This is a genomic window from Enterobacter cloacae complex sp. IR53041 (genome assembly GCF_049238285.1).
GTDB classification, from domain to species: Bacteria; Pseudomonadota; Gammaproteobacteria; order Enterobacterales; family Enterobacteriaceae; genus Enterobacter; species Enterobacter roggenkampii.
In genome coordinates this window covers 24,183-44,337 of the sequence record NZ_JBMKHB010000017.1, presented here as the reverse complement: position 1 = coordinate 44,337, position 20,155 = coordinate 24,183, and the positions used below count along the sequence as shown (strand labels likewise).

The window sequence follows — 20,155 nt, the reverse complement described above, 5'->3', positions numbered from 1 at the left end:
TCGCCGGGTTTTGTTTTTTTGCAGTCCTGACAATTCAACCGTCAGCGGTAGTTCACGATGACAGAATTACTCTGCACCTTCAGCGCCGGGATCAAACGTCCCCCGCCCGGCACTTCCCAGATGAAACGCAAAGGTTCAATAGCCGGCACGCCGTTGAACGCCTGCGTTGTTCCATTTTCGCCGTCGATTTCCGTGCAGCGCGTCTGAGAGCAGAGGCGCACCCGCAGGCCCGCTGGCGTTGGGCCAATCAGCCGGTAGTTCCAGACCACCAGGCCCATCAGACCGGAAACCTCTTCAGCAGGCGCCAGCGGGTTAGACGACATGGCAACACCGCGGTTGCTGAGGGTCACCCCCATGCTGCTCGCCTGCCAGGCGCCTCCCCCGGCAGCCTGTGCCACCAGCGGGAAGAACAGCAGCCAAAGCCATTTACGCATTATTTTCCTCCAATCGTCGCGGTCATGCGGATATGACGGTTATCCGACAGCTCCAGATTCGACAGCACGACCAGCTGGCTCAGGCTGCGGCGCAGGAAGCGGGACAGCAGCGGACGCAGCGCGTGGTTCACCAGCAGCACCGGCGGCGCGCCGAGCATCTCCTGACGCGCCAGCGCCTCCTGGGTTTGCGCCAGCAGGCGATCCGCCAGGCCCGGCTCCAGGCCGCCCCCACCCTGCAGAGCCTGCAGCAGCAGACGCTCAAGCGGCGTATCGAGGCCGATCACCTGCACCTCCCCGGTTCCCGGGAACCACTGCTGGGTGATTGCCCGTCCCAGCGCCACGCGCACCACCGCCGTCAGCTCGTGCGGATCGCTTTGTATCGGCGCGTGCTCGGCAAGGGTTTCCAGAATGGTGCGCATATCGCGGATCGGCACCTTCTCGTCGAGCAGGTTTTGCAGCACCTTATGCAGCGTGGTTAAGGTCAGCACGCCGGGGACCAGATCTTCCGTTAGCTTCGGCATCTCCTGCGTGACGCGGTCCAGAAGCTGCTGCGCTTCCTGACGGCCAAACAGCTCCGCCGAGAATTGCCCAATCAGGTGGTTAAGGTGGGTTGCCACCACGGTACTGGCTTCAACAACCGTGTAACCCTGGATCTGCGCCTGCTCTTTCAGCGCGCTTTCAATCCAGATCGCGGTCAGACCAAAGGCCGGATCGATGGTTTGCTCGCCCGGCAGCGTGCCTGCGGCGGTGCCGGGGTTAATCGCCAGCCAGCGGCCCGGATAGGCATCACCGCTGCCAATTTCAACGCCTTTCATCAGGATGCGATAGCGCGCGGGCGGCAGGTCCATATTGTCGCGGATGTGTACCACCGGCGGCAGGAAGCCCATGTCCTGGGCGAATTTTTTACGGATACTGCGGATACGGCCGAGCAGCTCGCCGTCCTGCTGGAAATCGACCATCGGGATCAGGCGATACCCGACTTCCATTCCCAGAGAATCCTCCAGCTGAACGTCGTTCCAGGTCGCTTCGACGGCCTGATTATTCTCCGGCATTTTGACCGGAACAGGTTCCGCTGCCGGTTTGGTTTCACGGCCACGCATCCACCAGGCAAGGCCCAGCAGCGCCGCCGTAAACAGCAGGAAGACGAGGTTTGGCATACCCGGCACCAGGCCGAGCAACCCGAGCACCGCCGCGGCCAGCAGCATCACGCGCGGGTTACTGAACAGCTGTCCCACCATCTGCTCGCCAACGTCCTGATCGGTGCTCACGCGGGTCACGATGACACCCGCCGCAGTGGAGATCACCAGCGCCGGGATCTGCGCGACCAGACCGTCACCGATGGTCAGCAGCGTATAGCTTTCCGCCGCGTGGCCCATGTCCATCCCGTGCTGCAATACGCCCACCAGCAGGCCGCCGACCACGTTAATCACCATGATCAGAATGCCCGCGATGGCGTCACCACGCACAAACTTACTCGCACCGTCCATGGAGCCGTAGAAGTCCGCCTCCTGCGTCACTTCCGCACGGCGCTTTTTGGCTTCATCTTCGGCGATTAGCCCGGCGTTCAGGTCGGCGTCGATCGCCATCTGCTTGCCCGGCATCCCGTCCAGCACAAAGCGCGCGCCCACTTCCGCAATACGCCCTGCACCCTTGGTGATGACCATAAAGTTGATGATCACGAGGATGACGAACACCACGATACCGATAGCGAAATTACCGCCCACCAGGAAGTGGCCGAACGCTTCCACCACTTTACCTGCCGCTGCCGCCCCGGTGTGGCCTTCCATCAGGATGATACGCGTGGACGCCACGTTCAGCGCCAGTCGCAGCAGGGTGGTAAACAGCAGAATGGTCGGGAACGCGGCGAACTCCAGGGTACGCTGGGTGAACATCGCCACCAGCAGCACCATAATGGACAGCGCGATATTGAAAGTGAAAAGCAGGTCGAGGATGAACGCCGGGAGCGGCAGTACCATCATCGACAGAATTAGCAGGATCAGAATCGGCCCGGCCAGGATCTGCCATTGGGTCGATTTCAGGTTGCCGGGCAGGCGCAACATTGCCACCAGATTAGCCATCAGTGTCCTTCTCGTTCATAAAATCCAGCGCGGCAGGCACCGGAAGGTTCTCAGGTTTCACAGGCCGTTGACCGCCGGCCAGACGCCAGCGCTTCAACTGCCATACCCAGGCCAGCACTTCCGCCACGGCGGCGTAGAGTTGTCCCGGGATCTGTTGTCCAATATCCGCATGGCGGTACAGGGCACGCGCCAGCGGAGGGGCTTCGAGGATCGGCACGCGGTGTTCGGTGCCAATTTCACGGATACGCAGCGCGATCAGTCCCGCCCCTTTCGCCACCACTTTCGGCGCGCTCATTTTGTTTTCGTCATAGCGCAGCGCAACGGAATAGTGTGTCGGGTTGGTAACGATGACGTCGGCCTTAGGCACATCGTCCATCATGCGGCGACGGGCGGCGGCACGTTGCATCTGGCGGATGCGCCCCTTCACGTGCGGGTCACCTTCCATCTGCTTATATTCGTCACGGATATCCTGACGCGACATCCGCAGCTTCTTGAAGTGGGTATAGAGCTGGAAGATCACGTCAAAACCCACCATCGGGATAATGCTGAGCACCACCAGCAGCGCGCAGAGCCCGACCAGATTCAGCGCGTTGCTCATCGCGGTGAGCGGCGATTCGCTGATAAGACGCATCATTTCCGGCCAGTGGTACCAGAGGTAAAACCCCGCGGAGCTGCCCATCAGCACCGATTTGAGAATGGCTTTGAGCAATTCGGCCCCGGTCTGGGCAGAGAACATTTTCGCAATACCCGGCAGCGGGTTGAGTTTGGAAAATTTCGGCTGCAGCGATTTGGCGCTGAAGACCAGACCGCCGAGCATCACCGGCGAGACCAGCGCGACCAGCACAACCCCGGTAATGAGGGGCAGCAGCGCAACCATGGCCCCTTTAATCAGCTGAATAATCTGGCTGAGGATCAGATTCGGATCGTTGACCATACTGTGGTCAAAACGTAAGCCGGTTGAGAGCATGCCCGCCAGCTTGCGGGCGAGCGACTCCCCGCCCCACCAGATAATGCACACCCCTACGATAAGGATCAGCAGGGAGGTCAATTCTCGGGATCGGGGGATCTGCCCTTCCTCACGCGCCTTTTCTAGTCGGTGGGGTGTGGGGGCTTCCGTTTTGTCGTCGTTCTCTTCTGCCACTGTGCACGCTCAGCCCATTACGTCACGGGTATCATGCCAGCGCAGCGGAAATCCAATGGCGGGAAAAGCCCGTTTATTCGGGCTCTTTTCGGTGATTTTGTCGCAAACCGCCCCAGGCAGCGTTAACCCCCTGAAGCGGAATGGACCATCAGAAGCCGAGGCTGTCCAGCAGGTCGTCCACCTGATCCTGGCTTGCCACCACGCCCGCCTTGCTGGCGTCGAGCTGTGGACCATTGAGCAGGCTTTCGTTCTCGCGTTTTGGACGGGCTGCCGGTTCCGGGATGTTCTCCAGCAGCACCATCAGCAGCTGGCGCTCAATCTCCTGGATCACATCCATCATGCGCTTGATCACCTGACCGGTCAGGTCCTGGAAATCCTGCGCCATCATGATGTCCAGCAGTTGGGCATTGGTGAAGCTGGTGTGACCCGGCACATCCCCCAGGAACTGACGGGTGTCGGTCACCAGTTCGCGGGCATCCGCCAGCTCGATTGGGTTCTCAAACCACTCGTCCCAGCGTTTGGTCAGCGCTTTCGCACCCTTTTCCATCGCATCCTGGTGCGGTTGTGACGCTTCAACGCTGTTCAGCGCACGTTCCGCGGCCTGAGCGGTCATCTGCACGACGTAGTCCAGACGATCGCGTGCATCAGGAATCGCTTCCGCCGCTTCGGCAATTGCCTGATCCAGACCCAGCTCACGCAGGCTGTCACGCAACATGCGCGTCAGGCTGCCGATGCGGACGATAATGTCGCTCGGCGAGTGTTCTTCAACGGGTTTCATAGCAGGTTGCATCATAACCAACACCTCACATGCCGAGTTTCTCGAAGATCTTACCGAGCTTCTCTTCCAGGGTCGCCGCCGTGAATGGCTTCACCACGTAGCCGCTTGCGCCCGCCTGTGCAGCGGCAATGATGTTCTCTTTTTTCGCTTCTGCCGTGACCATCAGAACCGGCATGGACGCCATTCCCGCATCAGCACGAATGGTTTTCAGCAGTTCCAGACCGTCCATGTTTGGCATGTTCCAGTCGGAGATCACAAAACCAAACCCGCCCGCCTGCAGTTTGTTCAGCGCATCCACGCCGTCTTCTGCTTCTTCAACGTTATTGAAGCCCAGCTCTTTCAGCAGGTTGCGCACAATGCGACGCATGGTGGAAAAGTCATCCACAACCAAAAACTTAAGCTCTTTATCCGCCATAAAATAATACTCCTGAGTCAAATACGTATTGCCTGTCCGGCACTGATTTTCGCCAGCATCTGCTGGCTTACCTGGCTAAGATCGACCACTTCGCTCACGCCACCCATATTGATGGCCTCGCGCGGCATGCCGAACACCACACAACTTGCTTCATTCTGCGCAATCGTCCAGGCGCCAGCCTGGTGCATTGCAAGCATTCCGGCGGCCCCGTCGTTGCCCATCCCCGTCAGGATCACCCCAACGGCGTTGCGCCCCGCATGTTTCGCCACCGAATGAAACAGCACATCCACCGACGGACGGTGCCGGTTGACCGGCGGTCCGTCATGAATTTTGATTTGATAGTTAGCGCCGCTGCGCGCCAGTTCCATATGCTTGTCGCCAGGGGCGATATAGGCATGTCCCGGCAGCACGCGCTCGCCGTCTTCCGCCTCTTTCACGCTGATCTGGCACAGCTTGTTCAGGCGTTCGGCGAACGAACGGGTAAAGCCTGGCGGCATATGCTGCGTGATCAGAATACCCGGACTTGAGAGCGGCAATGGCTGGAGTACATGACGAATTGCCTCTGTTCCTCCGGTTGACGCGCCAATGACCAGCAGTTTTTCCGAGCTGAGTAAGGGACCGGCCTTCAGGGTCGCAGGCGCGGCCATCGGCGTATGGGCGGCAAGCTTTGCCCGCGACGCGGTGCGGATCTTCTCGGCGATCATCTCGCTGTACGCCAGCATCCCCTCGCGAATGCCGAGCTGCGGCTTGGTGACAAAATCCACCGCTCCCAGCTCCAGCGCGCGCAGGGTGATTTCCGATCCTTTCCCGGTCAGGGAGGAGACCATCACCACCGGCATGGGCCGCAGCCGCATTAATTTTTCGAGGAAATCTATGCCATCCATGCGCGGCATCTCGACATCCAGCGTTAGCACGTCGGGGTTATATTTTTTAATTAAATCCCGCGCTACCAGCGGATCGGGGGCGGTTGCCACCATCTCCATGTCGCTGTGGCTATTGATAATTTCAGTCATGATCTGACGCATCAGCGCTGAATCATCGACGGACAATACCCTGATTTTACTCATGCTTTTTCCTTACTCAGCGCATATACCGTTTGCCCACGCAGGCTAAACTCACGCACGAGGTTGCTGAAGTTTTCCGAGTGCCCGGCAAACAGTAAACCGTCAGGCTTGAGCAACGGAACAAACCGACGCAAAATGTCCTGTTGCGTCGTTTTATCAAAATAGATCATGACGTTACGGCAAAAAATGGCGTCGAACGGCCCCGGCACGTTGTACTGCTTATCCAGCAGGTTAACGGGCGCGAATTCGACGCAGTTCGCCAGCTCCTGGCGTACGCGTACCAGGCCTTCATGCGGGCCCGTGCCGCGCATGAAATAACGCTGCAGCTGCTGCGGCGACAGCGTTTTCAGTTCATCCTGGCGATAAACGCCGTTACGCGCCTTCTCCAGCACTTCGGTATCGATATCGCTGGCGTAGACCTTCCAGCGTCCCGGCGCCATCCCCAGCGTATCGGCAAGGGTGATCGCCAGCGAGTACGGCTCTTCACCCGTCGAGGCGGCCGCACTCCAGACGCGATACTCCCCGGTGCGACGGCGCGCATGCTCGGCCAGGACCGGGAAGTGGTGAGCTTCACGGAAAAACGCCGTCAGGTTGGTGGTTAACGAGTTAATAAAAGCCTGCCACTCGGCGCTGTTCTGGTTCGCCTCGAGCATGCTCAGATAGCGACCAAAATCATCCAGCCCCAGCGTACGCAAGCGCCGCACCAGACGGTTGTAGACCATGTCCCGCTTATGATCCGCAAGGACGATCCCCGCACGCTGATAGATTAACTGACATATCCGACGAAAATGCGCGTCGGACAGCGCGAGGCGCTGTGTCATCTGCAACAATAATGACGTTTGCCCAGGGGGCATTGGTGATGTCATAGCGCCTTCTTAATTACACTCAGGATACAACTGGCACGGCCTGCGACCGCCCGACTTCTGTTACTGCTTCAACGTGCTCTTTCACATTAAATACCGCGACCAGCCCGGTCAGACGATCCGCCTGGCTGGCCAGCTGATCGGTTGCCGCTGCCGCTTCCTCAACTAACGAGGCGTTCTGTTGCGTCACCTGATCCATCTGGGTGACCGCCTGAGCAACCTGCTCAATCCCGCGACGCTGTTCATCCGACGCCGAGGCAATCTCGCCCATGATGTCGTTCACCCGCGTCACCGAGGTGACGATTTCGTGCATGGTTTGTGCCGCCGTATCCACCAGGGCAGAGCCTTGCTGAACCCGTGACACCGATTCTTCAATCAGCACCTTAATTTCTTTCGCCGCGTTGGCGCTGCGGCTCGCCAGGTTACGCACTTCACCCGCTACCACCGCAAACCCGCGCCCCTGCTCCCCGGCACGCGCCGCTTCAACGGCAGCATTCAGGGCCAGAATGTTGGTCTGGAATGCGATACCGTCAATCACGCTGATGATGTCACCAATTTTCTGTGAACTGGTGGCGATCTCCTGCATGGTGCTGGCGACATGGGACGCCTGGTCGCCGCCCTTCTTCGCCGTCATCGCCGCCTGTTTTGACAGGTCAGACGCCTGACGCGCGTTATCGGCGTTCTGGCTAACCGTCGCGGTCAGCTGCTCCATGCTGGCTGCCGTCTGCGCCAGCGAGGCCGCCTGCTGCTCGGTGCGGGATGAGAGATCGTTGTTACCCGCCGCAATCTCTGAGATCCCGGTGTGCATGGCATAACTGCCCTGACGCACGTCGGATACCGTTTCCCTCAGCGATCCCTGCATCGCCTTCAGGCTGGCAAAAATTGCCGAAATTTCGTTCTTGCCGAACACCGCCACCGGACGCGCCAGGTCGCCTTTCGCAATGCTGTCGAAGTGGCTGCTGATAATCGCCAGCGGCTGCACAATCATTTTGCGTGACCAGAGCAGCGCGGCGCCGGTCAGCAAGCCCGCCAGAATCACCATCACGCCGAAGATGACGCCCGACATGTGATAGCTGGTGCGGCTTGCTTCACCGGCGCGCAGAACAGACTGATTGATATCCTGCTGCCATGCGTCAAAGCTGCCGTCAAACGCCGCCTGCGAGGCCTGAACCGGCGCTGTCATAAAGTCCGACAGCTGGTTGTTCTCAAGCCACGTCGCCTGATGGTCGAGATCGCTGTACCACTGTTCAAAATGGGTCTTCATGGCGGCCTTCAGCGCTTTCTCTTTTTCGCTGCCGGTGGCCTGTGCCGCAAAGGCCTTAAACTGTGCGTCAGCCTGTTTCAGGCTGTCGCGCGCGGTGGCCATCAGCGCCTTAATGTCATCCGGCGGATAACTTAGCGCGGTTAAGGTTCCCGCCTTGTTCAGCGCAGTGCTTGCCTGCAACAGCACGGCACGGGTTTGTGCCAGTGCGGAGCGCTGCTGATTACTCGCCTCAACGTCCTGCAAATTCTGATAGCCATCGCGAAACGCCCAAAAAGACAACCCGTTACTGCCAACCTGCAACACACCGCAAAGGATCAGAATCAAAAACAGTGTGGTCGAGATACGAATACGATTTAACATCCACGCTCCCATCAAGCGGCAAGCAGCCGCGGTTTAATTGTCAGTCAAAATGTTTCCCAGTTTTCATCTTGTCCGGTCGCCGCGGTACGCGTACGGTTGGCAGCCGGTTCAGCGGCTGGCGCGCGGTACGTCGCCTGCGGGGTGACCGTGTTTCCAGCGAGTGAAGCGAGACGAAACGCCGAGACGGCCATCTTCAGACGGCTCGCCTGGTCTTCCAGCGCAGCGGCCGCCGCAGCGGACTCCTGCACCAGGGCGGCGTTTTGCTGTGTCACGCGATCCATTTCCGATACCGCCAGGGCAACCTGGTCGATACCACGACTCTGCTCATCAGACGCAGAGGCGATTTCACCCATGATGTCCGTCACGCGGGTGACGGCATTCACGATGTCATTCATGGTCTCCCCGGCGCTTTCCACCAGCACGGAGCCGGTATCGACGCGGGAGACGGAATCTTCAATCAGCGATTTGATCTCTTTTGCCGCGTTGGCGCTGCGGCTGGCCAGGTTGCGCACTTCCCCGGCCACCACGGCAAACCCGCGTCCCTGTTCGCCCGCGCGCGCCGCTTCCACGGCGGCGTTCAGCGCCAGAATGTTGGTCTGGAAGGCAATGCCGTCGATGACGCTGATGATGTCGGCGATTTTCTTGGAGCTCTCGGCGATGTCGTGCATGGTTTTCACTACGCCATCCACCACGCGACCGCCGCGCTGCGCCGTCTCGGAGGCGCTTTCCGCCAGCTGAGACGCCTGGCGGGCGTTATCGGCGTTCTGCTTCACGGTCGCGGTGAGCTGCTCCATGCTGGCCGCCGTCTCTTCCAGGGCGGACGCCTGCTGTTCAGTGCGCGATGAGAGGTCGTTATTGCCCATCGCAATTTCGCTGGTGCCGGTATAGATGGCATCCGTGCCGCTACGCACGTTGGCGACGGTATCGATAAGCGAACGCTGCATATGGTCAACGCTGTTTGCCAGCTCGGTGATCTCATTGCGCCCGGACACGGTCAGCGTTTTGGTCAGGTCACCGCCGGCAATGTCACGAATATGGGCGATGACGCGACCGAGAGGGTTCAGCAGGATATGGCGAATGCCGTACCAGACCGCGATCAGCACAATGACCAGCGCCAGCGCCAGCACCGCCATCTGCCATTTCGCAAAGCGGTAGTCATTCTGGCTTTCAGCAAACGCGGAGTGATACAGATCGCCACTGACCTTTGCATATTCCCCCAGCGCCGCGCCGAGGGCGTTTTGCATCCCCTGCGTCGGCTGCGCGAAATAGGCGTCCATGTTGCCGCTCTCCAGGAACTGAATCAGCTCTGCCAGACCGGCATGGTAGGCGTTGTATTTTTCGTCGATATTCTGGCTCACCTGCTCCATCGCAGGCTGCGGGGTGATTTTCTTAAAGGCCTCGTAATGCTTTGCGGCATCCGCAAGTGTCGCCCGGGCATTTTTCAGCAGATCGGTTTTCGCGCTGCTCTGCTGATTATTGGGATCCATCATCATGCGCGCGGACGAGCGGCTCAGGTTGATACGCGTTTGCAGCATCAGATCCCACGTTGAGGTGAGTTCACTCTGCTGCAGGCGGAGATCGTTCGAGGCCGCAAAGCTGTCCTGGTTCTGTTTTAATGACGAGAAAAAAAGCCCGCCGGAGATAAGCTGAAGTAGTGCGAAAATGACCAGCACCATCATAAGCATTGTGACAACGCGGATACGGTTCAACATACAACACCTTCTCATAGATTTATTAACGGTGTTATCGGCACAGCCAACAGGAACTTTACATTTGAGAAAGGGAAAAGCGCGGGGTTAGAAAGCCACGTCGACAATCAGCGTATCGGTGTAGGTTCCGGCGGGTGGCGTGGCCTGATTAGTCAGCACTTTCGCGGTGTAGTTGTAGGTACGCAGTAAACCGTCGGTACTGACCTGCGACGACGTCGCGCTGGTCCAGCGTTCGCTGCCGCTGCCGCCCCAGCGGTTACCCGTGGCTTCTTTATAGATGTCATAACTGAGGTAGTTACTGCCGCTTACCATCCGGCGCACGTTATTCAGCGCGTTAGAACCGTTGTTAATGCCGATGGTATAGGTACTGCCTTTGGTACAGGTGACGGCAATCGCCTGTGAGACGGTGGGGAAACTTTGTACCAGCGGCGCGCTGTTGAAGTTGACGTCCGGCGTGGTCATGGCGCTGCAGTCGTTGGTGACGGTCATATCCAACAGGATGGTGGTTGTTGAGGTTCCCGTCTGGGCATTCGTACAAAGGCTTCCAACACCGAAGGCACAGACGCTGTAGCTGATGCTGAAGGTCAACTGCACCTGGTAGGGACCGGCAGTGACGTTTTGTCCAGCGACGGTGCGAAAATAGAGCGGAATGTTATACTGCCTTGTCCCCAGCAGCCCCAGCAAGGTATTCCCGCTCCAGGTATACGTTTTACTTATCTGCACCTCGCTGCTGCTCGCACAAGCCGATAATCCGCACAGCCGGGTGGGGATTACGTCCGTAATGGCGGCATTATCCGTACGTTTCATGGTCGCGCGACTGTTGCCCGAAACTGACGCCGCGGTGTAGCTCAGGGTCACCGAATCGTTGGTCAGAACGTTGAGCACGGTATCACACGCCACAACAAGCCTGCCGGTGGTTTCCACCTCCCCGGTTCCGCTGAGCGCGAACGAGGTGACGCTGCCAAACGACGCATTAACCGTACTGACGGTACACGCCGCCCAGCCGCCGCCGGAGAACAGCAACAGCATTAACAGCAGCAGGCGCTTCATGGCGCCTCCCGGCACACCAGCGGACCGTAGGTTTGCAGCTTGTGCTCCGGGTTGGCTCCCACGGTCAGGGTGACCTTGCAGCGTTTTCCGTCAGGCGCGATCACCTCCAGCGGATTCACATCGCTAAGGTTTTCCAGCCAGGCAATACCGTCATACCCCACCACCGCATTGCTGCGCGAGGCACGCCGGACCTGGCTTCCCACCGGCAGCGCCTGGCCGCGCGCATCGTGGAGGATGACGCTTGCCACCCTCTCCTGCTCCATCGGGAAATCGACCAGATAGCCGCTGTAACGCCGAATCGCAATTCGCCGCTCGGTCTCTTTCAGCCGGGTATCCGCCGGCAGGTTCAGGGTATCAATGCGGTAGCTTGCCGGGTAATACGCCGACACCCCGCTGACCAGCAGGTAACCGTTGTTATTCGTTTTGCCAACGGGCTGGTTCTCATAGCTGACGGGCACGTCCGGATGACCGTCGGTACTGATGACCACAAACGCATCGTTGATCTTATTCGCCGCGAACAGCTCGCCGTCCATCAGAACAATCGCGCCCATCGCCTCGCCCCACCAGGTCATCATGTCCCTTTCGCCGTAGCCGCCGCCCTGCAGTTCAATATTATTATTACGCCAGCCCAGCGTGCCCTGCTGATAGTCACTGGATTTTGACTGGTTGGCCCAGGCCATGTTCCAGCTAAAGCCGCCGTCAGACGGCATGGAATGGTTGTAGTTAATGCGCTGGGTGTTGCCCGCATCCGGGGTGTTTTCGACGGTGAACGCGGCGCTGTCGCGTGCCCCCAGCGGCACCTGTAGCGACAGCGCGACCGTCCAGTCTCCCCGCTGCTGGTCCCGGCTCCCGGCGAGGTAAATACTGCTCGCGCCCCACAAATTACGGCTCCATGAGAGATTAAGCAGCTCGGTTTTTTGACTGTCAAAACTCTCCACGCCAATCCAGGCTGCGCCGATGTTGCCGTACTGTCCCAGGTTGAAGGTCAGAGAATACTGGTCCGTATTGCGGCTGAAGCTGGCGATGGGTTTATCGTTATCGTCATACACCGTAGGCTGGTCGTACAGGGCCAGATTGCCAAAGCCGCGGTCCCGACGCGTGTGCTGGGTGGCCACGCTGAACTCGCTGGTGCTGTACTGGTAACCCCAGTTGATTTGCCCGCCCGCCTCCCCGCGCATGCGGCTTTGCGAGTAAGAGGTATTCACCACGCCAAACTGGCCGAGTTTAATCACCGTCCCAGCCCCGCCCAGCGCCAGTTCCTGCGCCCCTTCGGCATGACCCTCCAGCGTCAGCCAGTCCGTCACCCCGTAGCGATACGAGCCGCTGCCTGCCGCCGGGCCGTAGTCAAAATTCTTGATACCGTAATTACGCCGCAGGCTGCCCAGCGTCACGGCGCCGTCGCTCAGCCCTTTTTTGAGCAGGTCGCTGGAGACGTAAAACGGCAGCGTGGTGCTGACCTGGCGCCCCAGTGCATCCGTCGTGACCAGTACCGCATCCCCGGCGCCGTTGATATAGGGCAGATTGGTCAGGGTGAAGGGGCCCGGCTGAAGCTGGGTTGAGCCGGACCGATAGCCGTTGATAAAGAGATCCACCGAGGTGGGCACCGCCGCTTCCCCCGCGAATTCGGGCAGCGGCCACGTCACCAGGTCAGGGCGCAGGGAAAAATCCCGCCCGACGCTGATCCCTCCCATCCGCACGCTGGAGCTCCAGCTCAGGGCATCGCTGATCACGTCCCCGACGCTCCAGCTCATTGCGTCATCCTCGTTAGTGAACAACAGGGTCGTGTCATAGCGGACATACCCTTCCTGCTGACCGTCGTTACCGGTGAAATTTTCCCGGGCATAGCCCGTGGAGGAAAACGAGCCGTTCTCATTGAAATAGCGGAATTCATGCCAGAGGGACGCCTGTCCGCCGATATGCTCCGTGTGGTTGGTGTAGAGATCGTAATTGAGCAGCGCGCCGCGCCCGAAGTGCGGTTTGGCCTGCGCCGTTTGCGCGCCGAACGGCGTCACGCGGGATGCGACCCAGTCCCGGGGAACGGTCAGCAGCAGACGTTGCCCGGCGCTGTCGTACTCCACCCGAACCTGAGAAAGCGATGAGAGATTCACCTCTCCGGCAGGAACATGTTCCGGGGGCAGTCCCGCGCGCAGCAGGTCAGCGCTGGAGATAAAGAAAGCGCCTTTGCGCTGCGTCACGGGCACGACCAGACCGGTATCGTAGTGGTTGAGCACGAGGGCAAGCTGGAAGACCGCTTCATCATGTATCGCCTGTGCCTGGGGCGGCGGCGGAAGGCTGTCATCGCCGGGCTCAGCCCAGGTCGCGGAACTGACGCAAAGCAGTATCATCATCGCTGGCTTCAGTTGACGGGCGTCGACTGCCATTGTGCGTCCCTGGCATTAATCTGCGCGCTCATCCGCTCTGGCTGACGAACGCCTGCGGGTATCGGCCAGCTGCGGGTGCTGCCGGGAAGTACGTAACCCAGCAATCCCTCCGCGACCGCGCGTTTCTGCCCTCCCTGCTCCAGCGCCACCTGGCTCAGCCTGACATGGACATCCCCCCGATTCCGAACCTCCAGTACCGGCTGCCCATCCGCTCGCGTCACCCGCCAGCTCAGGTTCCGGGTCTCCACCAGCGCGTGATGCGCCCCCTCTTTTATTGTCGGGATCCCCTGGCCATACACAAACAGCGGAATGGAGTAACGCATCTGCAACTTGAGGCCGATGGCGGGTTCTGCTTTGGCATCAGGCTGAGGAATTTCATCCACCACAATAATGCGGTAGGCCTGTTCGACGCCTGCGGGAACGGGGGCCTGCTTAATAAGACGGATAAGCTGCTTGCTGCCTGTGCCAATCGTGACGATGGGCGGGCTGGCGACCACATCCTGCTGCGCGGCGTAGCGTTCGTGTCCGTCCTCCTGCTTCCAGCGCACAATACGCACCTGCATCGTGGTGGCGCTGTTTCCCTGGTTCTGGATCCACAGCTCCGTGGCGTTGGCGTCTGCCGCAAGCCACGGGTCGATAGGCCAGAGCAGAATGGTGGCTGCCGCCTGCGCCTGACCGGTTGCCACAGCCATTCCCAACGCGCCCGCCAGACAAACAGGTCTGAAAACTGGCTTCATCAACACTCTCCCTTCATTACCATGACAAGGTCACGGTGAGCTGATCGGAATACGTTCCTGCCGGGCTAAATCCGGTCAGTAGCGCCACGCCAAAAAGCGGCAGCGCGATGTTATTGCTGTTGCTATAGGTCACCGGTATCGCCTGGTTGACGCCAATTTCGCTGTTCGCGGCCAGCGAGCTGCTGCTGTAAAGCCGGTATCCCACCACGTCGGCGTCGTTCGAGCGCTTCATGCGGCGAACGGTTGAATAATTCTGTCCGCCATTAATGCTCATGCTCAGCGCCACGCCCGGCGTGCAGGCGATAGACAACGCCCCGTTTGGCACAAAGCTGGTGCTTACCGGTGCGCTCTCGACGCCGTTATGGGTGCCAAAATCCAGCGTCCCGAGAACCCCTCCGCTGCCGGTGGCCACCGCGCATCCCGGAACAATCGTCGCGCTGACCTTAAAGGACTGTGACGTCACCGCCTCCGCCGCGGGCGCCATCAGCAATCCGACGATCAGCGCGAAAAAAGGCTGCACGTGTCCCTCTGCGCATATGCGCAGACCAGTAAGAGTTGCCTTCATGGCGGTGCAGGACTAATAGGTGACGCTGACGTTTATCGTGTCGGTGTAGGTGCCCGGGACGACTGTCACGCTGTTACCGCCGCCGGTAATACGCCCGTAGAGGGTGTAACTGTCCACCCCTCCGGCCGTAGAGGCGATCGGCAGCGCGGTGTTATTGGCAATCACGCTGTTAAACCCGCTGTCGCTGTACAGGCTGTATGCCACGCCCTGTGCCGCGTTGGCGGTGTTAACCAGATAGCGCGCAGGGGTTCCCGGGGTGCCGACAACGGTGCCGGGTGCGGTGGAGTTGGTGTTGCCGGTGATCGCCACCGTATAGCTGGCGGTCGTACATTGAATAGTGAAGGTGTTTCCGCCGCTGGCGCCGGTGAGCTGCGTGGTCAGAGTGGAAAACGTTGCGGGATGGGTGCCGAAATCCAGTGTCCCGAAGTTAATGCCGTTTTGCGTGGGCGATCCGTTTATCAGACAACCGTTCGTGAGCGTCAGCGTCGCGCCGATGGTGCCGCTACTGGTGACGGCCAGCGCCTGATGGACCGTTGTCGCAGTCAGTAAGGTGCCTGCGCAGATCAAAAGGAGTTTTCTTTTCATTTACCACCCTCCAGAAGACGTCTCCGTTCCCTTGCCACGTTTTATTTTTGTCGTTCAAGATGTTAGCCCCGCTTAATGTTCCTCTGAGGGGGGTTATTGAGAATTTAGTTTACGGATATCGCTTCGACCACCTGCCCCTTAACGCATAAGCACTTTGTCTTATTGACTTCTTATTGCCTTAAATAACAGAGAGTTAAATTATTTTTTTCAGCATTTTCATGCTATCAGGAGAGAATATATCCATTAAAGTGTGATGCAGATCACAATATATCGTCAGGGCAATAACAACAAAATTAATAAAACTTAAAAAGGAGTTGTATCCCCCTACGCTTTGCGTCAATTTATGTGCCGAATAATTTCCCGCGTCGTAATAAAAAATTTATATGTATCGGTGCGGGCTACATCTGAAGCGCATAGAGGGTCTTTTTTCGTGGCAAGTGCAAACAAACTCACACTCTTCATCGTGATATTCATGCTGGCGGGTATTCTTTCAGGGGCAGCAATTCATGAATATGCATCTGCGGATGCCATCAAAGCCTGGTCGGATAATATTACCCTTCTGACCGATATTTTCCTGCGACTGATCAAAATGGTCATTGCACCGCTGGTCTTCAGTACGCTCACCGTCGGCATTATGAAGCTGGGCGAAACCTCCACCATTGGCCGCGTGGGCGGCAAAGCGATGGTATGGTTTATCAGCTCATCCGTGCTCTCAATTCTGGTCGGCCTGTTTATCGTCACGCTGGAGCATCCGGGCAGCGGGCTGAACCTGACCGTCCCGACCGAAGCGGTGGATACCGGATTAGCCGTTGGGGGGATGACGCTGAAAGCGTTCCTGTCTCACACCATTCCGACCAGCATCGCGGGGGCGATGTCGAACAATGAGATCCTGCAGATTGTGGTGTTCTCAATGTTCTTTGGCATTGGTGGCGCGTCGCTGGGGCAGAAATTCAATGCCCCGCTGGTGGCCGCGCTGGACGTGGTTTCTCATATTATGCTGAAGGTCACAGGCTACGTAATGTACGTTGCGCCGCTGGCCATTTTCGCGGCAATCTCCTCCGTCATCGCCACGCAGGGCCTGGGCATTCTGTTGAACTATGCCTCCTTTATTGGCGGCTACTATGTTGCCATTCTTCTCACCTGCATGGTGCTGCTGGCCGTGGGTTACATGGTGCTGAAAAAAGAGGTGTTCCGCCTGGTCAGCATGCTGAAAGATCCGGTTCTGGTGGCGTTTACCACCAGCAGTTCTGAAGCGGCCTACCCTAAAACGCTGGAGCAGCTGGAGCGTTTTGGCTGCTCGCGCAACATCGCCTCTTTCGTACTGCCCATTGGCTACTCCTTCAACCTGGTGGGGTCGATGGTGTACTGCTCTTTCGCCTCGATGTTTATTGCGCAGGCGTACAACATTCATCTGAGCTTCTCTGAGGTGACGGTGCTGATGCTGACCCTGATGCTGGCCTCAAAAGGGATTGCGGGCGTACCGCGCTCCTCGCTGGTGGTGCTGGCCGCGACGATCCCAAGCTTTAACATTCCGGTGGCCGGTATTCTGCTGCTGATGGGGATCGACCACTTCCTGGATATGGGCCGTTCCGCAATTAACGTTCTGGGTAATGGTATTGCGACCGCCATGCTGTCGCAGAATGAAGGCGCGCGGGACGCGGAAGCTGAAGCTGAACTGGTAAAGCAGGAAGCGTAATGGCATGAAAAAGCCGGGTGGCGGCTTCGCCTTACCCGGCCACCAAATGGCCCGAACGCGTAGACCGGGTAAGCGTCAGCGCCACCCGGCTTTGTTTTTATGCCACGTGACTCGCCGCGATATCCTGCAGTGAAGACGGCCCCCGAGCATTAACGTATGGGTGGCCACGGAAGCTGAGCAGGTGGAGCAGGATGTAAAAAAGCCGGGTGGCGGCTTCGCCTTACCCGGCCTACAAATGGCCCGAACACGTAGGACGGGTAAGCGTCAGCGCCACCCGGCTTTGTTTTAGGCTACGTGACTCGCCGCGCTATCCAGCTGCGAAGACGGCCCCGAGCATTAACGTATGGGTGGCCACGGAAGCTGAGCTGGTGGAGCAGGATGTAAAAAAGCCGGGTGGCGGCTTCGCCTTACCCGGCCTACAAATGACTTGAACACGTAGGCCGGGTAAGCGTCAGCGCCACCCGGCTTTGTTTTAGGCTACGTGACTCGCGGCGATATCCAGAAGCGCCATCTCATCGCTGTTCAGCAACTTCTCAATGTTCACCAGAATCAGCATACGCTCGCCGAGCGCGCCCAGACCGGTCAGGTATTCGGTCGACAGCGTGACCGCAAACTCCGGCGCAGGACGAATCTGGTCAGAGGTCAGGGAAAGCACGTCAGACACGCCATCCACCACGATACCTACCACGCGCTGCCCCAGGTTCAGGACGATCACCACGGTGTTGTCGTTGTAATCAACGTCGCCCTGGCTGAACTTCACGCGCAGATCCACGATGGGCACAATGACGCCACGCAGGTTAGTGACACCTTTAATAAACGCAGGCGTGTTAGCGATGCGGGTAACCTGGTCGTAACCACGGATTTCCTGCACTTTCAGGATATCGATGCCGTACTCTTCATCGCCTAAAGTGAATACCAGAAATTCCTGTCCTGATGGCTCGCCCGCCAGTTTCGTTACATTACTCATACCGGTCATGTTATTACCTTCTACTTAATCAGGCGGCTGTGTACGCCACACGTTGTTCACGATTTAATCCCTGAAGCGCCGACACGTCGACGATCAGCGCCACGCTACCATCACCCAGAATGGTGGCGGCAGAAATACCCGGCACTTTGCGGTAGTTGCTTTCGAGGTTCTTCACCACCACCTGGTGCTGACCGATCAGCTGATCGACCAGCAATGCGTAGCGGCGGCCCGCGCTTTGCAGGATCACCACGATACCCTGCGTAGCCTCTGTCTTCGCCCCGTCCACTTCGAACACTTTCCACAGTTCCACCAGCGGCAGGTACTCACCGCGAACCTCGAGCACACGCTCCCCGCCCGCCAGCGGATGCAGATCTTCCTCACGCGGCTGGAGGGATTCCATCACGGCGTTCAGCGGGAGGATAAAGACTTCGTCCGCCACTTTGACTGACATGCCGTCGAGGATCGCCAGCGTCAGCGGCAGCAGGATGCGAATGGTCGTGCCGGAACCCTGTTTGGACTGGATCTCAACGTGGCCGCCCATCTCCTGGATGTTACGTTTCACCACGTCCATGCCCACGCCGCGCCCGGAGACGTCGGTCACCTGCTCTGCGGTAGAGAAGCCCGGTGCGAAGATCAGCATGCCCACTTCTTCGTCGGTCATGTTTTCATTGACCGCCATTCCCTGCGAAATCGCTTTTGCCAGGATGCGCTCGCGGTTCAGGCCTGCGCCGTCATCGGTCACTTCAATGCAGATGTTTCCGCCCTGATGTTCCGCAGACAGGATCAGATTCCCGACCGGGGATTTCCCGGCGGCAATGCGGTTTTCCGGCAGTTCGATACCGTGGTCGAGGCTGTTACGCACCAGGTGCGTTAACGGGTCAATGATGCGCTCGATCAGGCTCTTATCCAGTTCGGTTGAGCTGCCCATCAGGGTCAGTTCAATCTGTTTATTCAGCTTGCTGGCGAGATCGCGAACCAGACGCGGGAAGCGGCTGAAGACATATTCCATCGGCATCATACGGATGGACATGACCGATTCCTGCAGATCGCGGGCGTTACGCTGCAGCTGGCCCATGCTGGTAATCAAATCCCCGTGGGTGACCGGGTCGAGTTCGTTTGAACGTTGCGCCAGCATCGACTGGGTGATCACCAGTTCGCCCACCAGGTTAATCAGCTGATCAACCTTCTCAACGGCGACACGGATGCTGGTCGACTCGCTGGAGCGCGCGGCAGGTTTTTCACCACGGCCCGGTGCAGCAGCCTCTTTTGGCACCGCCTTGAGCGCCGGAGCCGCGGGCGCCACAGCCGGTGCGGCAGCCTGAGCGACAACAGCTGCCTCTTCCACAGCCGCAGGAACGTCAAACGCGACCGTTTCGGTTTCGAAGGCGATTTGATCGGCTTCAATCACAAAGCACAGCACCGCCACGATATCGTCCTGGCCAATACCGTCATCAAGCGTCGCGGCCAGGCTGTCTTTGCCTTTAACCACGTTGCTTAATTTCGCCAGGTTACCCAGCTCTTCTTCCAGCAGGTTAACTTCATTCTCTTTCAGGCGAGACAGTACCACGCGCAGTTTGCCCGCCGGTGCGTCGGCAGGGGCAGACGCCTGCGCGGCAACCGTATCCACAACGCTCAGTTTTGCGGCAGGAACCACGGCTGCGGCAACCTCACCTTTGGCTTCCAGCGCGAGCTGGCGCAGCGCATTGCAGATGTATTCAAAGCTGGCGGCGTCAGGCTCTGCCGAACTTTTATAGGCGTCGAGCTGTTCCTGCATAATATCTTTGGTTTCCAAAAACAGGTTGATAATGTCGGTATTGAGCTGCATCTCACCGCGTCGTGCTTCATCAAGCAGGTTTTCCATTAAATGGGTCGTTTCCTGCAGGATGGTAAATCCAAACGTTCCGGCTCCGCCTTTAATGGAATGCGCCGCACGGAAGATGGCATTGAGCTGCTCGGAATCCGGTGCTTCGGGCACCAAATCGAGCAAGTGTTGCTCCATATCGGCCAACAATTCGTCGGCTTCATCAAAGAATGTCTGGTAAAAATCGCTAATATCCATGCTCACGCT

At 58.6% G+C, this 20,155-nt stretch carries 17 protein-coding genes; 1 reads left to right on the top strand and 16 read right to left on the bottom strand.

Features of this window, described 5'->3' with window-relative positions; all coding sequences use genetic code 11:
* Positions 1-41: 41 nt before the first annotated feature.
* The 14 genes from flhE to ACOTXF_RS13475 all read right to left on the bottom strand — a co-directional run bounded on the left by flhE (position 42) and on the right by ACOTXF_RS13475 (position 15,424).
* Complete coding sequence (gene flhE, locus ACOTXF_RS13540; protein WP_045418914.1) at positions 42-434, bottom strand: flagellar protein FlhE; 393 nt, start codon at positions 432-434, stop codon at positions 42-44.
* On the bottom strand, positions 434-2,512 hold the full coding sequence (gene flhA, locus ACOTXF_RS13535; RefSeq protein WP_047747368.1) for a flagellar biosynthesis protein FlhA: 2,079 nt from the start codon (positions 2,510-2,512) through the stop codon (positions 434-436). Before flhA ends, flhE begins: the two co-directional genes overlap by 1 nt.
* A complete protein-coding gene (gene flhB, locus ACOTXF_RS13530; protein ID WP_021240449.1) occupies positions 2,505-3,653 on the bottom strand; it encodes a flagellar biosynthesis protein FlhB in 1,149 nt (382 codons plus the stop codon). Before flhB ends, flhA begins: the two co-directional genes overlap by 8 nt.
* Positions 3,654-3,801: 148 nt before the next feature.
* On the bottom strand, positions 3,802-4,446 hold the full coding sequence (gene cheZ / locus ACOTXF_RS13525; protein ID WP_008500432.1) for a protein phosphatase CheZ: 645 nt from the start codon (positions 4,444-4,446) through the stop codon (positions 3,802-3,804).
* Between the two features lie 10 nt (positions 4,447-4,456).
* Entirely contained in the window at positions 4,457-4,846 is a 390-nt protein-coding gene (cheY, locus tag ACOTXF_RS13520; protein WP_008500431.1) for a chemotaxis response regulator CheY, read from the bottom strand.
* A gap of 17 nt (positions 4,847-4,863) precedes the next feature.
* Positions 4,864-5,913: a protein-glutamate methylesterase/protein-glutamine glutaminase gene (locus ACOTXF_RS13515; RefSeq protein ID WP_008500430.1), complete on the bottom strand. Its 1,050-nt coding sequence runs from the start codon at positions 5,911-5,913 to the stop codon at positions 4,864-4,866.
* On the bottom strand, positions 5,910-6,776 hold the full coding sequence (cheR, locus tag ACOTXF_RS13510) for a protein-glutamate O-methyltransferase CheR (protein ID WP_008500429.1): 867 nt from the start codon (positions 6,774-6,776) through the stop codon (positions 5,910-5,912). The genes ACOTXF_RS13515 and cheR overlap by 4 nt, the downstream gene beginning before the upstream one ends.
* A gap of 19 nt (positions 6,777-6,795) precedes the next feature.
* Positions 6,796-8,397, bottom strand: coding sequence for a methyl-accepting chemotaxis protein IV (gene tap / locus ACOTXF_RS13505; protein ID WP_023344434.1), 1,602 nt, complete (start codon positions 8,395-8,397; stop codon positions 6,796-6,798).
* 44 nt (positions 8,398-8,441) lie between these two features.
* On the bottom strand, positions 8,442-10,109 hold the full coding sequence (gene tar, locus ACOTXF_RS13500; protein WP_048962829.1) for a methyl-accepting chemotaxis protein II: 1,668 nt from the start codon (positions 10,107-10,109) through the stop codon (positions 8,442-8,444).
* 84 nt (positions 10,110-10,193) lie between these two features.
* Positions 10,194-11,156, bottom strand: a complete 963-nt coding sequence (locus tag ACOTXF_RS13495) for a Csu type fimbrial protein (RefSeq protein ID WP_048962828.1) — start codon at positions 11,154-11,156, stop codon at positions 10,194-10,196.
* Positions 11,153-13,537 carry a fimbria/pilus outer membrane usher protein gene (locus tag ACOTXF_RS13490; RefSeq protein WP_047747358.1) on the bottom strand — a complete coding sequence of 795 codons (2,385 nt, stop codon included), beginning with the start codon at positions 13,535-13,537 and terminating at the stop codon, positions 11,153-11,155. The genes ACOTXF_RS13495 and ACOTXF_RS13490 overlap by 4 nt, the downstream gene beginning before the upstream one ends.
* Positions 13,513-14,274, bottom strand: a complete 762-nt coding sequence (locus tag ACOTXF_RS13485) for a fimbrial biogenesis chaperone (RefSeq protein WP_234115276.1) — start codon at positions 14,272-14,274, stop codon at positions 13,513-13,515. The genes ACOTXF_RS13490 and ACOTXF_RS13485 overlap by 25 nt, the downstream gene beginning before the upstream one ends.
* Before the next feature lie 16 nt (positions 14,275-14,290).
* A complete protein-coding gene (locus tag ACOTXF_RS13480; protein ID WP_202324061.1) occupies positions 14,291-14,839 on the bottom strand; it encodes a Csu type fimbrial protein in 549 nt (182 codons plus the stop codon).
* Positions 14,840-14,851: 12 nt separating this feature from the next.
* Positions 14,852-15,424 carry a Csu type fimbrial protein gene (locus ACOTXF_RS13475; protein ID WP_008500422.1) on the bottom strand — a complete coding sequence of 191 codons (573 nt, stop codon included), beginning with the start codon at positions 15,422-15,424 and terminating at the stop codon, positions 14,852-14,854.
* 430 nt (positions 15,425-15,854) lie between these two features.
* On the opposite strand from ACOTXF_RS13475, the gene ACOTXF_RS13470 reads away from it, so the two are divergent.
* Positions 15,855-17,120, top strand: a complete 1,266-nt coding sequence (locus ACOTXF_RS13470; RefSeq protein WP_008500421.1) for a dicarboxylate/amino acid:cation symporter — start codon at positions 15,855-15,857, stop codon at positions 17,118-17,120.
* 472 nt (positions 17,121-17,592) lie between these two features.
* Here ACOTXF_RS13470 and cheW read toward each other — a convergent pair whose 3' ends face one another.
* Positions 17,593-18,096 carry a chemotaxis protein CheW gene (gene cheW / locus ACOTXF_RS13465; protein WP_008500420.1) on the bottom strand — a complete coding sequence of 168 codons (504 nt, stop codon included), beginning with the start codon at positions 18,094-18,096 and terminating at the stop codon, positions 17,593-17,595.
* Between the two features lie 19 nt (positions 18,097-18,115).
* Positions 18,116-20,152 carry a chemotaxis protein CheA gene (cheA, locus tag ACOTXF_RS13460; RefSeq protein ID WP_234115277.1) on the bottom strand — a complete coding sequence of 679 codons (2,037 nt, stop codon included), beginning with the start codon at positions 20,150-20,152 and terminating at the stop codon, positions 18,116-18,118.
* Between the last annotated feature and the right edge of the window lie 3 nt (positions 20,153-20,155).